This window comes from Pedobacter yulinensis (assembly GCF_003029735.1).
GTDB lineage: Bacteria > Bacteroidota > Bacteroidia > Sphingobacteriales > Sphingobacteriaceae > Pedobacter > Pedobacter yulinensis.
Map to the genome: position 1 here is coordinate 1,202,445 of NZ_KZ686269.1, position 15,348 is coordinate 1,217,792.

A 15,348-nucleotide genomic window follows, 5' to 3' on the forward strand; every position below is an offset into this window, starting at 1 on the left:
ATTAATAAAAACCCAACAAAATACCCCGCCCACCGAACTTTTTTTTAAAATTTACCGTAACTTTGCGACTTGAAAATCAAAGCATGATTCATTTCTTTTTAAGCCAGTCTGATTCGGTTTTCGCGGTTCAGACCGAGAAGGATTTTTCCCCTGCCGATATTACAAAACTCGAATGGCTCTTTGGCGGCGCCAGGCTGCAGCAAACCTCCGGATTGGATGGTTTCTATGTAGGACCCCGGGCAGCCATGATCACGCCCTGGAGCACCAATGCAGTTGAAATAACCCAGAACATGGATATACAGGGTATTATTCGCATTGAAGCGTTTCAAAAGGTCGATGCCACGTTTGCAGATTTCGACCCGATGCTCTCGCAAAAATATGATGGCCTGACTCAGGAAACGTATACCATTCACATCCAGCCCGAGCCAATCCTGCAGATTACTGACATTGCCGCTTATAACAAACAGGAGGGCCTCTCGCTAAGCGAGGAAGAAGTCGCCTACCTCGAAGCACTGGCGAAACGCCTGGGCCGCCCGCTTACCGACTCGGAAGTATTCGGCTTTTCGCAGGTCAATTCCGAGCACTGCCGCCACAAAATATTTAACGGCAAATTTGTCATTGACGGCGTAGAACAGGAAACCTCGCTTTTCAAGCTGATTAGAAAAACTTCAGAAACACACCCCAACGATATTGTTTCTGCCTATAAAGACAACGTGGCCTTCATTAAAGGTCCGGTCGTGCAGCAATTTGCGCCTGCGCGCGCCGATGAACCTGACTTTTACCAGGTCTCTGATTTCGAGTCAGTTATTTCCCTGAAAGCAGAAACACATAATTTTCCGACCACAGTTGAGCCTTTCAATGGTGCCGCAACCGGCTCGGGCGGAGAAATCCGCGACAGGCTGGCCGGCGGTCAGGGTTCGCTGCCGCTTGCGGGCACGGCCATTTACATGACGGCGTTACCCCGCCTTGAGGCAGACCGGCCCTGGGAACAGGGTATGGAAGAACGGAAGTGGCTGTACCAAACCCCGGTTGATATCCTGATCAAAGCTTCGAACGGCGCCACTGATTTCGGCAACAAGTTCGGACAGCCGCTCATTACCGGTTCAGTGCTTACATTTGAACATGACGAGCACAATGAAGCGCTCGACGCCCCTGCCCGCAAACTCGGCTTTGACAAGGTCATCATGCTGGCTGGCGGCATTGGTTACGGAAAAGCCAGCCAGGCGAAAAAGAAACAGCCACAGACCGGCGACCAGATCGTTATTCTGGGTGGTGAAAATTACCGAATCGGCATGGGCGGTGCAGCCGTGTCTTCTGCCGACACGGGCGAACACGGTTCAGGTATTGAACTTAATGCCATTCAGCGCTCCAATCCTGAGATGCAGAAACGCGCAGCCAATGCCGTCAGGGCCATGGTTGAAAGTGACAACAACGACATCATTTCCATACATGACCACGGCGCCGGCGGCCACCTGAACTGTCTCTCTGAACTCGTTGAAGAAACCGGCGGCAGGATCGACCTGGATAAACTTCCGGTGGGCGACCCTACCCTTTCAGCCAAAGAAATCATCGGCAACGAATCACAGGAACGCATGGGCCTGGTTATTGGCCGGGAGAGCGTGAAAAGGCTTGAAAAGATCGCCGCACGCGAAAGGGCCCCGATGTACACGGTGGGCGCTGTAACCGGCGATAACCGTTTCACCTTCGAATCAGCAACCACCGGGGTAAAACCAATGGATCTTGAGTTAAAAGACATGTTCGGTAGCTCGCCGAAAGTTGTCATGGAAGACCGGTCTGTTGCTCGGAACTATAAAGCGCTGGCCTACGATCAGCAAAAGCTTCCAGAATACCTGCAGCAGGTGCTGCAGCTTGAAGCAGTAGCTTCGAAAGACTGGCTCACCAATAAAGTGGACCGCTGTGTAGGCGGAAGGGTAGCAAAACAGCAGTGTGCAGGACCGCTGCAGCTGCCCTTGAATAACTGCGGCGTCATGGCACTGGATTTCCAGGGCATTGAAGGCATTGCAACTTCAGTAGGCCATGCTCCGGTTGCAGCCCTGATTGACCCGGCAGCCGGCAGTCGTCTCGCGATCGGCGAAGCATTGTCTAATATTGTATGGGCACCGCTGAAAGACGGACTGAAAAGCGTTTCGCTTTCGGCAAACTGGATGTGGGCCTGCAAGAATGAGGGCGAAGACGCCAGGCTATACCAGGCCGTGGCTGCCTGTTCTGCCTTTGCCATTGACCTGGGTATCAACATTCCGACAGGAAAAGACTCCCTGTCAATGAAACAGAAATACAAGGATGGCGACGTAGTTGCTCCGGGCACCGTTATCATCTCGGCCGCCGGTAACTGCAGCAATCTGCGGCAGGTTGTCGAGCCTGTATTGCAGAAAGACGGCGGCGGCATCTATTACATTAACCTGTCTGGCGACGCTTACAAACTCGGCGGTTCGTCTTTCGCGCAGATCCTGAACGGCATTGGAAATGAAGCGCCAGACGTGACCGACGCAGGGCAGTTTAGCCGGGCGTTCAATGCCCTGCAGCAGCTGATCAAAGGCGGACATATCCGGGCCGGCCACGATGTAGGCAGCGGTGGCCTCATTACCACACTGCTTGAAATGTGTTTTGCCGACAGGGACCTGGGCGCTCAGCTTGACTTAAGCGAACTAAACGAAACAGACAGCATCAAACTGCTTTTTGCCGAGAACATCGCTGTTGTTTTCCAGGCTGAGGAGGCAGCGGCCACATTACTTAGCCAGGAAGGCATTGCCTTCACAAAGCTTGGCAGCGTTAGCCAGTCGGCCGTTCTGGAAATTAAAAACGGTGAAACAGCCTATTCCTTTGATATCGACGAATTGCGCGATGTTTGGTTCAAAACCTCATACCTCCTCGATTGTAAACAAAGCGGGCAAAAGAAGGCCAAAGAACGTTTTGATAACTACAAACACCAGGTGTTAAAGTACCGTTTCCCTGACCATTTTGATGGCCGTAAACCGGCCATTGATCCGGCCCGCCCTCGCCCGAAAGCGGCGATCATTCGCGAGAAGGGCAGCAATTCTGAGCGTGAACTGGCCAACGCCATGTTCCTGGCAGGCTTTGACGTGAAAGACGTACACATGACCGACCTGATCAGCGGCCGTGAAACTCTGGAAGATATCAGGTTTATCGGTGCCGTAGGCGGCTTTTCAAATTCTGACGTATTGGGCTCTGCCAAAGGATGGGCCGGTGCGTTTCTGTATAACGAAACGGCCCGGTTAACCCTTGAAAAGTTTTTCAAACGGCAAGACACCCTTTCGGTCGGCGTTTGTAACGGCTGCCAGTTGTTTGTGGAGCTCGGGCTGATCAATCCCGATCATGAGCAAAAACCAAAAATGCTGCACAATGAAAGTGGAAAGCACGAAAGCGTTTTCACATCACTCACGATAGCGGAAAATGACTCGGTCATGCTCTCCTCGCTCGCCGGAAGCACCCTGGGTGTCTGGGTTTCGCACGGAGAAGGCCGTTTCCAGCTGCCGTATGAAGAGAACAGGTACAACATCGTGGCCAAATATGCCTATGAGGCATATCCTGCAAGTCCGAATGGCTCAGATTTTAATACGGCCATGCTGTGTGACCCTACCGGCCGTCACCTGGTCATGATGCCACACATTGAACGCTCGCTCTTCCAGTGGCACTGGGCCAATTACCCGGCAGGCCGGCAGGACGAGGTTTCGCCATGGCTTGAAGCTTTCGTCAACGCTCGAAAATGGGTAGAAAAACAAACCGTTCAGGCTTAGGCCGTCAGCCAGGCTTAACCTATATATGACAGCAAGGCCCCGGAATAAATTCCGGGGCCTTTTGCATGCAGCCTCCAGGGACATAACGAGGCCGCCGGCATGTGCCGGACGACCTTCACCCTACTTCACTATACCCTATAACCCGATATTGAATGCAATGGCCATCGTGTACCGCACACGGACCGGCAGCCCGTTGTTTACGCCCGGAATCCACTTCGGCGACTTGCTGATCACCCGGATGGCTTCTGCATCGCATGCCGCATTTAAACTTTTTAATACCTGAACCTGGCTTACGCTGCCGTCTTTCTCGACAACGAAACTGAGCTGGACTTTTCCCGTCACTTCTTCCTGCGGATACTGCAGGTTGCGCTGAATGTATTTCTCCCAGGCCGGCTGCCCGCCTACGAATTTCGGATAGACCTGTACCCCCGCCGCGCTGTAAATTTCATCAGACCCGGTCGCTGCCACTGCCGTTCCGCTGCCTGCCTGGTCTGCCTCGGCTTGGGGCAGCGCGATCTGCACATTTTCAAGACCGTCCTGGGTTATAGTCGAGATGGCGGCATTTTTTAGCTCATCTATGGTTGGGGGCACATCTGTGACAGCCTTGTTTACCACGACGATATTTGAACTGAATTTAACAGACTTGATCTTTTCTGTCGTCGTTTCCTGTGGCTTGGGCGGCTCTTCGTCATTCGGTGGCCGCATGTCATGAACCGGGTCCAGTTCAACGACTGTTGCTGTATCAACGACTGCTTCGGTTTTTGGAAAGAGTTTGCTGTAGATGACAGGAGCGAGAAAAGCGCAGGTAAAGAGCACTGAAGAGAGCGTCAAGGCAAACAGGAGGATGCGCGAAGAGGCAGCACGCAATTGGTAAGCACCGTATTGTTTGTTTCTGTTGTTGAATACAATCTCGAGCCACTCGGTCTTGTATACATTTAGTGCGGAGTTAAACATGGTTTGAGGTTTTGATTTAAGCTGATGATGTCTGCAATTTTCTAATTCCATAAGGGCCGGCAAAAAAAATTGCCGGGCTATCGCGGTGAGCGGAAGAAACGCATCAAGTAGTTTTACGATTTTTCATGTCTTTTTCAAAAATTTAGTCCCATATTTTGAATGTTTTATGAATGATAATGTTATTTTTGGCAAAAAAAACTAAACAATAAATGAAAAGTCTTAGAACAATCGCATTAAAGGAGGCTCAAACCAGAATTTCACCTGAGGTAAAATCACCTTCGGCAAAAATTTCTGACTTTTTTGGCTTGAATGTATTTGATAAGAGAAAAATGAGAGATTTCTTATCAAAGGAAGTTTATGAAAAACTGACCATTGCCATCGATCAGGGCGAACTGATCGGCCAAGAGGAAGCCAACCAGATTGCGACAGCAATGAAATCCTGGGCGATGTCTAAGGGCGCCACACACTATACACACTGGTTTCAGCCGTTAACCGGAACCACTGCAGAAAAACACGATGCGTTCTTCGAGCCAAGTTCTGACGGCGCAATCGAGAAATTCTCTGGCGCCGCGCTGGTTCAGCAGGAACCCGATGCATCAAGTTTCCCGAACGGCGGCATCCGTAATACTTTCGAGGCCCGCGGTTACACCGCCTGGGACCCGTCGTCGCCAGCCTTCATCATGGAAAACAAAGCCGGCAAAACGCTTTGTATCCCAACTGTGTTTGTTTCTTACACCGGCGAAGCACTTGATTATAAAGCCCCCTTGCTGAAGGCACTCGCAGCACTTGACAAGGCCGCTGTAGATGTTTGCCAGTATTTTGATAAAGGTATTACCAAAGTGAACGCCTCACTCGGTATCGAACAGGAATATTTCCTGGTAGATGAGTCGCTGTTCAATGCACGCCCCGACCTCGTGCTGACCGGCCGTGCGTTGTTCGGTCACATGAGCGCTAAAGGACAACAACTTGAAGACCATTATTTCGGTTCCATTCCTGACCGCGTATTTACGTTTATGGTCGACTTCGAAAACGAAGCACTGAAACTGGGTATTCCTTTGAAAACCCGTCACAACGAGGTTGCGCCTTCACAGTTCGAGTGCGCGCCAATCTATGAGGAGATTAACCTGGCTATTGACCACAACCAGCTGCTCATGGACTTGATGGAAAAGGTAGCCCGCCGCCACCATTTCCGTGTACTGCTGCACGAAAAACCGTATGCAGGTATTAACGGATCAGGTAAACACAACAACTGGAGCATGATTACCAATACCGGCAAAAACTTGCTGGCACCTGGTAAAACGCCGAAAAATAACCTGATGTTCCTTACCTTCTTTGTCAATACAATCAAAGCCGTTCACGAACACGCAGACCTGCTCCGTGCAAGCATCGCTTCAGTAAGCAATGACCACCGCCTCGGCGCAAACGAAGCGCCGCCTGCAATCATTTCAATCTTCCTGGGTCAGCAGCTGAACGAAGTACTTGACGAGATCGAGCACTCGAGAATCAGCAAAAAAATCAAGGAAGACAACGCACTGTGGCTGGGTATTCCTAAGATTCCGCAAATCCTGCTTGACAATACCGACCGCAACCGCACCTCGCCGTTTGCCTTCACCGGCAACAAGTTTGAGTTGCGTGCCGTAGGTTCTTCTGCCAACTCTTCAGCGCCGATGACTGTCTTGAATGCCATCGTTGCCGAACAATTGACGAAATTTAAGGTTGAAGTAGACAAGCTGATCAAAAAAGGCGATAAAAAAGACATCGCTTTGTTAACTGTGATCAAAAAATATATCAAGGAGTCTAAAAACATTCGTTTTGAAGGCAATGGTTACAGCCAGGAGTGGGAAGATGAAGCAAACCTGCGCGGCTTGTCCAACATCAAGACTACACCGAAGGCGCTGGATGCTTATGTAAGCGAAAAGACCACCGCCCTGTTCACAGCTACAAATATTTTCAGCAAACGCGAACTGCACGCACGTCATGAGATCATGCTGGAAAACTACTACAAAAAGCTCCAGATCGAAGCCCGTGTCATGGGCGAGGTGGCCAACACTTCCATCATTCCTGCGGCCATTGCCTACCAGAACACACTGATTGAAAATGTTAAAGGACTCAAAGAACTCGGATTGAACGATGAGGCAGTTGCTGTTCCGCTCGGCATTGTAAACAAACTTTCAGAGCACCTGGGCCAGGTAAAATCAAACATTGACTCGATGCTGGAAGAACGCAAAGCAACCAACAAAATCGACGATACGCGTGAAAAATCAATCGCGTACGACGAAAAGGTCAAGTCTTACTTTGAGACCATCCGTTACCATGTTGATAAACTGGAGCAGATCGTTGACGACAGCGTTTGGCCGTTGCCAAAATTCAGAGAACTGTTGTTCCTGAAATAGCCGACCAACCTCTTTTTAAAGATAACCCCGGGTGCAGTACCCGGGGTTATTTTTTTGATCAATCCATGGCGAAAATTTTATCTTTGCAGCAACATGAGCGATAACCGGTACAACCAGCGAGGCGTTTCTGCCTCGAAAGAAGATGTGCACAATGCCATCAAAAACATAGACAAAGGAATCTTCCCGAAAGCATTTTGCAAGATCATTCCAGACGTGCTCGGAAACGACGAAACCTACTGCAACATCATGCACGCAGATGGCGCCGGCACAAAGTCTTCGCTGGCTTACGTATACTGGAAAGAAACCGGCGACGCTTCTGTCTGGAAAGGCATTGCACAGGATGCCATCATCATGAACCTGGACGACCTCATCTGCGTGGGCGCTACTGACCAGATCCTGCTGTCATCTACCATTGGCCGCAATAAAAACCTGATCCCGGGCGATGTCATCGCCGCCGTGATCAACGGAACCGAAGAGATCCTTGCAGAACTTCGCGGCCTGGGCATCTCCATTTATTCGACGGGTGGCGAAACGGCCGATGTGGGCGACCTTGTGCGCACCATCATTGTCGACTCTACCGTGACCTGCCGCATGAAGCGCGACGATGTGATCAGCAACGACCGCATCAGCGCCGGCGACGTCATTGTTGGGCTTGCATCGAGCGGAAAAGCAAGCTATGAAACGGAATACAACGGCGGTATGGGCTCAAATGGCCTGACTTCGGCACGGCATGACGTTTTTGGAAAGGCGGTGGCCGATGCTTATCCTGAAAGTTATGATCCGGCCGTTCCTTACAACCTCGTTTTTTCGGGAAGCCGAAAACTGACCGACACGGTTCAGATTGAGGGTTTCGGAAGCGTTACGGCAGGCAAACTGGTCCTGTCACCGACCCGTACCTACGCACCCGTTATCAAAAGCATCCTGGAAAATGGCAGGCAGGGAATCAATGGCATCGTGCATTGCAGCGGCGGCGCTCAAACCAAAGTGTTACACTTTATAAATGAGGGGCTGCACGTAGTTAAAAATAACCTGTTCCCTACCCCGCCGCTTTTTAGTATGATCCAGGAAGAATCGCGCACCGACTGGGCCGAAATGTACAAGGTATTTAACATGGGCCACCGGATGGAACTGTATGTAACTCCCGAACGTGCCGATGAGATTATTGCAACCGCCGAGCAATTTGGCATTGGTGCCAGGATTGTAGGTTACGTTGAAGCCGGCGAAGGAAAAAGCGTTACCATTGAAAGCGAACACGGCACGTTCCGTTACAGCTAATTGCCAACAGATCTGACAATCAGCGATTTGTTTTTTTTTCAAAATTTAATTTGGTGCATATCAAATAATTTCCGACTTTTGAAACATTATTTGGCAGTATAGCTAAATCATAGTCAGACCGCAGGGTTTTGATTTATAAAGAAGTGGCGAGAGACAGGCTCCGAGACCCACTGGCAACCCTCCCGAGAGGAGAAGGTGCCAATTCCTGGCCTAGCAGAATAATTTGCGGGCAAATATAAATTGCAACACGATGAAAGCATTATTTTCTACATCCGCTCCGCAGCATGCCGTGCTTACCGTACCGGCAGGGAGCTTTTCCTTTTCCAGCATTTCCCGTTTAGACCAGCAGATTTTCTGTATGCGCTGTTGCATGCATTAATCTGAAAATCTTCCTTTTTGTTATATACCTATACAAACCGGAAGGCCCTGCCAGGGGTACGTCGCAACGCTACATGCACAGTCCACAAACAACTTTATTAAAATACCTCATTATGTCAGCCACATACAAATTCGAAACATTACAGATACACGCAGGCCAGGAAACAGATCCGACAACAGGGTCACGTGCCGTGCCCATTTACCAGACTACATCGTACGCTTTCAACAGCGCTGAGCATGGCGCTAATCTTTTTGCCCTGAAAGAGTTCGGCAATATTTACACGCGCATCATGAACCCGACCACAGATGTGTTTGAGAAACGGGTAGCAGCGCTCGAAGGCGGCGTTGCGGCTCTGGCGGTGGCATCAGGACAGGCGGCACAATTCATTGCGCTGAACAACATCCTTGAAGCCGGCGACAATTTCGTATCCAGCAACCATTTATATGGAGGAACCTACAACCAATTCAAGGTTGCCTTTAAACGCCTTGGCATAGAAACCCGGTTCGCCAGCATCGACGACCTCAGCACTTTTGAGTCGCAGATTGATGACAAAACAAAAGCAATTTATCTAGAAACCATCGGCAATCCCTCATTCAGCATTGCAGATTTTGAAAAACTGGCTACCCTGGCGGGGAAATATGACCTACCTGTTGTGGTAGATAATACCTTCGGTGCCGCCGGATACCTCTTCAAACCTTTACAGCATGGTGCCCATGTGGTTGTTCAGTCGGCCACGAAATGGATCGGAGGTCATGGTACCAGTATTGGAGGCGTGATCGTAGACGGGGGCAATTACAACTGGGGCAACGGCAAGTACAGGCAGTTTACCGAACCTTCTGAAGGTTACCACGGCCTGGTCTTTAATGATGTTTTTGGCATCGGCGGGCCTTTTGGCAACATCCAGTTCGCCATCCGCGCCCGGGTCGAGGGCCTGCGCGATCTTGGCCCGGCGCTGGCACCATTCAATTCGTTCCTGCTTCTTCAGGGGCTGGAAACTTTGTCGCTCAGGGTGCAAAGGCACGTAGACAATACCCTTGCGCTGGCGCAGTGGCTGGAACAGCACCCGCAGGTAGCCAAAGTGAACTACCCAGGCCTGGAAAGCAGCCCGTACCACCAACTGGCTAAAAGATACCTGAGCAACGGCTTTGGGGCTGTGCTCTCCTTCGAGCTGAAAGGCGACAAGGCAGACGCCAGCAAGGTTATAGACAACCTGAAACTGGTTACCCACCTGGCCAATGTGGGCGATGCGAAGACGGTCATTATCCAGCCTTCTGCTACCACCCACCAGCAGCTCAGCGATGCCGAACAGGTTGCGGCAGGCGTAACGCCAAACCTGCTGCGTGTTTCGGTCGGCCTGGAACACATCGATGACATCAAGGCAGATTTTGAACAGGCTTTTAGCCAGGTCAGCTAATTAACCGGGTTGTATACAACGAAACAATGAGTACACAAAAAATATATACACATTCAAAGCAGTTCAAGCTCGAAAGCGGCAAAAAGCTACGTAAGCTGGAACTTGCTTACCAGACCTACGGCACGCTTAACGCAGATAGGGATAATGTGATCTGGGTGTGTCATGCATTGACTGCCAACGCGGACGTCTTTGACTGGTGGGACGGGCTTTTTGGCGAGAACGCGCTCTTTAACCCAAAAGAACATTTCATCATCTGCGCAAACGTTCTGGGCTCACATTATGGCAGTACCAGCCCGCTAAGCACCAACCCGGTTACCGGTCAGCCTTATTACCTGTCTTTCCCGGCAATCAGCATCCGCGACATGGTGCAGGCCCATAAGCTGCTGGCAGACAGCCTCGGTATCGGCGCGATCAAATTGCTGATCGGGGGTTCCCTTGGCGGGCAGCAGGCGCTTGAATGGAGTATTCTGGAACCTTCCCGCATTGAAAATCTGATATTGATCGCTACGAATGCAGCGCACTCGCCCTGGGGCATTGCTTTCAATGAAAGCCAGCGCCTGGCCATCAGTACCGACCGCACGTTTTATGCAAATCAGCCAAACGGTGGTGCCAAAGGACTGAAAGCTGCCCGCAGCATAGCCCTCCTGTCGTACCGGACCTATGCCGCGTACAATGCTACGCAGGTAGAAAGTGTCAATGAAAAGACCGACCATTTCCGTGCGGCCTCATACCAGAACTACCAGGGCGAAAAGCTGGTTAACCGGTTCAATGCCTATAGTTACTGGTACCTGAGCAAAGCGATGGACAGCCATAATGTTGGCCGCGGCAGGCAGAGCATTGCAGAGGCGTTAAAGCAGGTCAAAGCAAAAACGCTGGTGATCGGGATTGAAAACGACTTTCTGTTCCCGGTAACCGAACAACGGTATCTCGCTGCCCACATCGACGGCGCAGCCCTGGCCACCATCGACTCGGCTTACGGTCATGACGGCTTCCTGATCGAAACCGATACGCTCACCAACCTGATCGGAAATTTCATCCGCGAGAGCGCAAAAAAGAAAATTGTCAAATTACACAAAACAGCATAAAATGAGTAAAAACCTCAAGATAGGGTTATTTGGGTTCGGCGTTGTAGGCCAGGGCCTTCTGGACATTATCCAGAGCCAGAGCCTGAACCTGGAGATCGTAAAAATTGCCATTAAAGATCCGAAAAAGAAGCGCAGCCTCGATCATCACCTTTTCACCACGAACCATGATGAGATCCTTGAAAACGATGAAATAAACACCATCGTGGAGCTCATCAACGATGCCGATGCGGCTTACCGGATTGTTACCCGTGCATTAAAAAGCGGTAAAAACGTCGTCTCGGCAAATAAAAAAATGATTGCAGAACACCTGACCGAGCTGGTTGAGCTGCAGGAAAAACATGGCAGCTCATTGCTGTACGAAGGTGCCGTTTGCGGCAGTATACCCATCATCAGAAACCTTGAAGAGTATTACGACAACGAATTGCTGCATGCCGTTAGCGGCATTTTCAATGGATCGTCGAACTTTATCCTCTCAAAAATATTTAACGAAGGCCTTGATTACGACGTAGCGCTGAAACAGGCACAGGATCTCGGCTTTGCCGAAACCAACCCGATTCTCGACGTGGGCGGCTACGACCCGAAGTACAAACTGGCGATTGCGACGGCCCATGCTTACGGACTTTTCATCAACCCTGATAAAATTCTGAATATCGGTATCCAGAACCTTTCGGTACATGACATTCGTTTTGCGCGCGAAAAAAACTACAAGATCAAACTCATTCCAACCGCACGTAAGGTCAGCACCAAACAGGTTGTTACCTACGTATTGCCCAAACTGGTCACCACAGACGATTTCCTGTATAACGTTGAAAACGAATACAACGGCGTAACGGTTCAAGCCGCTTTTGCCGATAAACAGTTCTTTTTTGGCAAGGGTGCGGGCGGTCATCCGACCGGTGCGGCGGTACTTTCAGACATTGCCGCCCTGCGTTACGATTACAAGTACGAGTATAAAAAATACCACCAGAAAACGGAGGTTACGCATACTGGCAATGTATTGCTCGAGGTTTACCTGCGCTATACCGATGAAGACCTGATCAAGATTCTCAATTTTGATGACATCAGCGAGCGGCATTCCTCACACAGTTTTAAATATGTAATTGGTACAGTAAAACTGGAAAGCCTGATCGCCAACCGCGAACTGCTGCTTGATGAAGGTGTATTTATCGCCTACACGGGCAGGCAGATCTACAAAGAAGAGAAAGTCGTTTCGGCAACTTTTGCTGAAGCCGTTTCATAGTTAACTTTTATTTGTTTTGTTGTTAGCAAAAAGCCGGAGCGAGTCCGGCTTTTGCTTTTTATGGCTATGAGTTGACCGGGAGGTCAATTCATGGAATTCACGAACGTTTCTTTGATATAGCTGAGCGAGAATTTCAGGACGATGGGGCCATTATTCCCCGCCTTGATTCCTGGTCCCGGGCCCTCAGACCTCCCTGTTCATATCCCACTGCTCCAGATAATCGGCTACCCGGCGCACAAACATGCCACCAAGCGAACCATCGACCACGCGGTGGTCATAAGAAAGCGAAAGGAACATCATGTGCCTAATGGCGATTACATCGCCATGCTCTGTTTCCAGAACGGCGGGCTTCTTTTTAATGGCACCAACGGCAAGAATAGCAACCTGCGGCTGGTTAATGATCGGCGTTCCCATAACATTGCCGAATGAACCTACGTTAGTCAGCGTAAAGGTACCACCCTGTGTCTCATCTGGCTTCAGGCGCGATATGCGTGCGCGGCCGGCCAGGTCATTCACTGACTTGGTAAGCCCTACCAGGTTGAACTGATCGGCGCGTTTAATGACCGGTACGATCAGGTTACCGCTTGGCAGAGCGGTAGCCATGCCTATATTGATGTCTTTTTTGCGGATAATCTGGCTTCCCTGAACAGAAACGTTAATCATCGGGAAGTCCTTTATAGCTTTGGCCACAGCCTCTATGAATAAAGGTGTAAATGTGATCTTCTCACTTTCACGCTTTTCAAAAGTCTTCTTTACTTTTTCACGCCACAACACCATATTGGTCACGTCGGCTTCTACGAAAGAGGTGACATGCGGAGAGGTTTGTTTACTCATGACCATGTGGTCGGCAATGAGTTTTCTCATGCGGTCCATTTCTATGATCTCATCCCCGCCCGAAACCGGATTCGCAGCAGGTGCAGGACTCGCCGCAGCCGGTGCAGGTTCTTTATGTGCAGGCGCGATCGCCGCAGCGGGTTGAGCTGATGGCGCCGGGGCACCAGGTTCCGGCCTCCGTGCGGCTACATAACGAAGCAGGTCGTCTTTTGTAAGGCGGCCTTCCGCACCGCTGCCTTTAATGGCATCAAGTTCGGCGGCCGATATGCCCTCTTCTGCTGCAATGCTCTTCACAAGCGGAGAATAGAAACGGTCTGATCCCGATGAAACAGGCTCAGCGTCTTTACGCTGCTCCAGCTGGGCAACGCCCGGCACGGTCTCTGTTTCGGCCTGAGCGCTGGTTGTATCTGCAAATGGATTTTCAGCACCAGCAGGGCCTGAAGCATCATCTTCGGTTTCGATGATCGCGATGACTGCTCCAACCTGGACAACTTCGTCTTCAGCTGCAAGCTGTCTGACCAACTTTCCTGCCACCGGCGAGGGCACTTCTGAGTCTACCTTATCGGTAGCGATCTCTAGCACGGCGTCATCCAGTGCGATGCTTTCGCCCGGTTGCTTTAACCATTTGATCACCGTTGCCTCGGCAACGCTTTCTCCCATTTTCGGTAACAGTAATTCGTATTGAGCCATAAAGATCGTTCTTGTAAAAAGACAATTAACGAGGCAAAAGTAAGCTTTTCTGCCAATTAATTCTGTGCGCTCCGTAACTCATTCAGCAGCATCGTGAGCGCGGCGGCAGCAGACCGTTCAATGTTTTGTACACGTTTGCTGTTGAACTGGTGAAGCCTGGCCACACAACCATTCGGGCTGGCGACAGCGATCCAGACGGTTCCAACCGGTTTGCCGGGTACAGCGCCGTCAGGTCCTGCAATGCCGGTTACGGCTACTGCAAAGTCAGTATGAAAATGCTGTACAGCGCCTGAGGCCATTTCCCGGGCTGTCTCTTCGCTTACCTCGCCGAACCGCGCGAGCGTTTCTGCGCTTACGCCAAGTACCGACTGTTTCAGTTCAGCAGCGTAAGAGACTACCCCTCCTTTGAACACGGCAGAACAACCCGGATGCTGGGTTATGAGGTGTGCAATGTATCCACCTGTACAGCTTTCGGCGGTAGACACGGTCAGGTTCCGTTCTTTTAACTGGTCGATCAGGGCTTTTTCCAGCGGAATGTCACGATCAATGACCACGTGCCCGGCCAGGCGCGACATCATAGCCTGTGCGTGTAAGTCGGTTTCCGCTGCCAGTGCTGCTTCGTCCTCCCCCCGGGCCGACAGCCGCAGGCGTACTTGTCCCAGTTTAGGCAGGTATGCGAGTTTTATATGCGACGGAAGCGCATCCTCCAGGTCGGCTATCTGCGCTGCCAGGAAAGATTCGCCCAGCCCGGAAGTCAGAATGGTACGGTGGTGAATGGCCGGCAAGGCAAATCGCTGCTTTAACCTGGGAATGATCTCTTCATCCATCAGGTACATCATTTCGAAAGGCACACCTGGCATGGAGACCACAATGCTTCCGCCCTGCTCGAACCACATGCATGGCGCCGTACCATTCCTGTTCTGAATAACCGTGCAGCCATCGGGAACGTCGGCCTGTCTGATATTGGTTTCGAGCATTGGCCGGTTTGAACGCTTAAAAAAAGACTCGACATGTGCCAGCGTTTCAGCATCACGGCGCATGCCCATCTTGAAATACGCTGCGAGGGTAAATTTTGTAATGTCATCTTTGGTTGGCCCGAGGCCCCCGGTTATCAAAATGACCTGTGCACGCTTTTGGGCCGCAGCCAGTGCTTCGCTGATGTGGGCGGCGTCGTCAGATACGGAAGTGATCTGTTTAACCGCGATGCCCGCCAGGTTAAGCTGCCGGCCCATCCAGGCAGAATTGGTGTCGACGATCTGACCGATCAGGATCTCGTCTCCAATGGTGATGATTTCCGCTAGCATATGC

The 15,348-nt window shown here is 50.8% G+C and carries 9 protein-coding genes and 1 riboswitch; of the genes, 6 read left to right on the forward strand and 3 right to left on the reverse strand.

Translation table 11 applies throughout. The annotated features are described in order from the left end of the window. Positions 1 to 83 precede the first annotated feature (83 nt). A complete protein-coding gene (purL, locus tag C7T94_RS12735; protein WP_107215682.1) occupies positions 84 to 3,776 on the forward strand; it encodes a phosphoribosylformylglycinamidine synthase in 3,693 nt (1,230 codons plus the stop codon). A 135-nt stretch (positions 3,777 to 3,911) separates the two neighbouring features. Here purL and C7T94_RS12740 read toward each other — a convergent pair whose 3' ends face one another. Beyond that, on the reverse strand, positions 3,912 to 4,730 hold the full coding sequence (locus tag C7T94_RS12740) for an energy transducer TonB (RefSeq protein WP_162618673.1): 819 nt from the start codon (positions 4,728 to 4,730) through the stop codon (positions 3,912 to 3,914). 209 nt (positions 4,731 to 4,939) lie between these two features. Between C7T94_RS12740 and C7T94_RS12745 the strand changes: the two genes are divergently transcribed. The 5 genes from C7T94_RS12745 to C7T94_RS12765 all read left to right on the forward strand — a co-directional run bounded on the left by C7T94_RS12745 (position 4,940) and on the right by C7T94_RS12765 (position 12,516). Further along, positions 4,940 to 7,123, forward strand: a complete 2,184-nt coding sequence (locus C7T94_RS12745) for a glutamine synthetase III family protein (RefSeq protein WP_107215684.1) — start codon at positions 4,940 to 4,942, stop codon at positions 7,121 to 7,123. Positions 7,124 to 7,216: 93 nt separating this feature from the next. Further along, positions 7,217 to 8,398: an AIR synthase related protein gene (locus C7T94_RS12750; RefSeq protein WP_107215685.1), complete on the forward strand. Its 1,182-nt coding sequence runs from the start codon at positions 7,217 to 7,219 to the stop codon at positions 8,396 to 8,398. 130 nt (positions 8,399 to 8,528) lie between these two features. Further along, positions 8,529 to 8,640, forward strand: a riboswitch (SAM riboswitch). Between the two features lie 249 nt (positions 8,641 to 8,889). Then, on the forward strand, positions 8,890 to 10,191 hold the full coding sequence (locus tag C7T94_RS12755; RefSeq protein ID WP_107215686.1) for an O-acetylhomoserine aminocarboxypropyltransferase/cysteine synthase family protein: 1,302 nt from the start codon (positions 8,890 to 8,892) through the stop codon (positions 10,189 to 10,191). Between the two features lie 26 nt (positions 10,192 to 10,217). Next, complete coding sequence (locus tag C7T94_RS12760) at positions 10,218 to 11,276, forward strand: homoserine O-acetyltransferase family protein (RefSeq protein ID WP_107215687.1); 1,059 nt, start codon at positions 10,218 to 10,220, stop codon at positions 11,274 to 11,276. Position 11,277: 1 nt separating this feature from the next. Then, the gene (locus C7T94_RS12765; protein WP_107215688.1) at positions 11,278 to 12,516 is read left to right on the forward strand and encodes a homoserine dehydrogenase; all 1,239 of its coding nucleotides are present in this window, start codon (positions 11,278 to 11,280) and stop codon (positions 12,514 to 12,516) included. Positions 12,517 to 12,699: 183 nt separating this feature from the next. Here C7T94_RS12765 and C7T94_RS12770 read toward each other — a convergent pair whose 3' ends face one another. Together C7T94_RS12770 and C7T94_RS12775 are read right to left on the reverse strand one after the other, a co-directional pair. Then, entirely contained in the window at positions 12,700 to 14,040 is a 1,341-nt protein-coding gene (locus tag C7T94_RS12770; protein WP_107215689.1) for a dihydrolipoamide acetyltransferase family protein, read from the reverse strand. Between the two features lie 56 nt (positions 14,041 to 14,096). Next, the gene (locus C7T94_RS12775) at positions 14,097 to 15,344 is read right to left on the reverse strand and encodes a competence/damage-inducible protein A (protein WP_107215690.1); all 1,248 of its coding nucleotides are present in this window, start codon (positions 15,342 to 15,344) and stop codon (positions 14,097 to 14,099) included. Positions 15,345 to 15,348 lie beyond the last annotated feature (4 nt).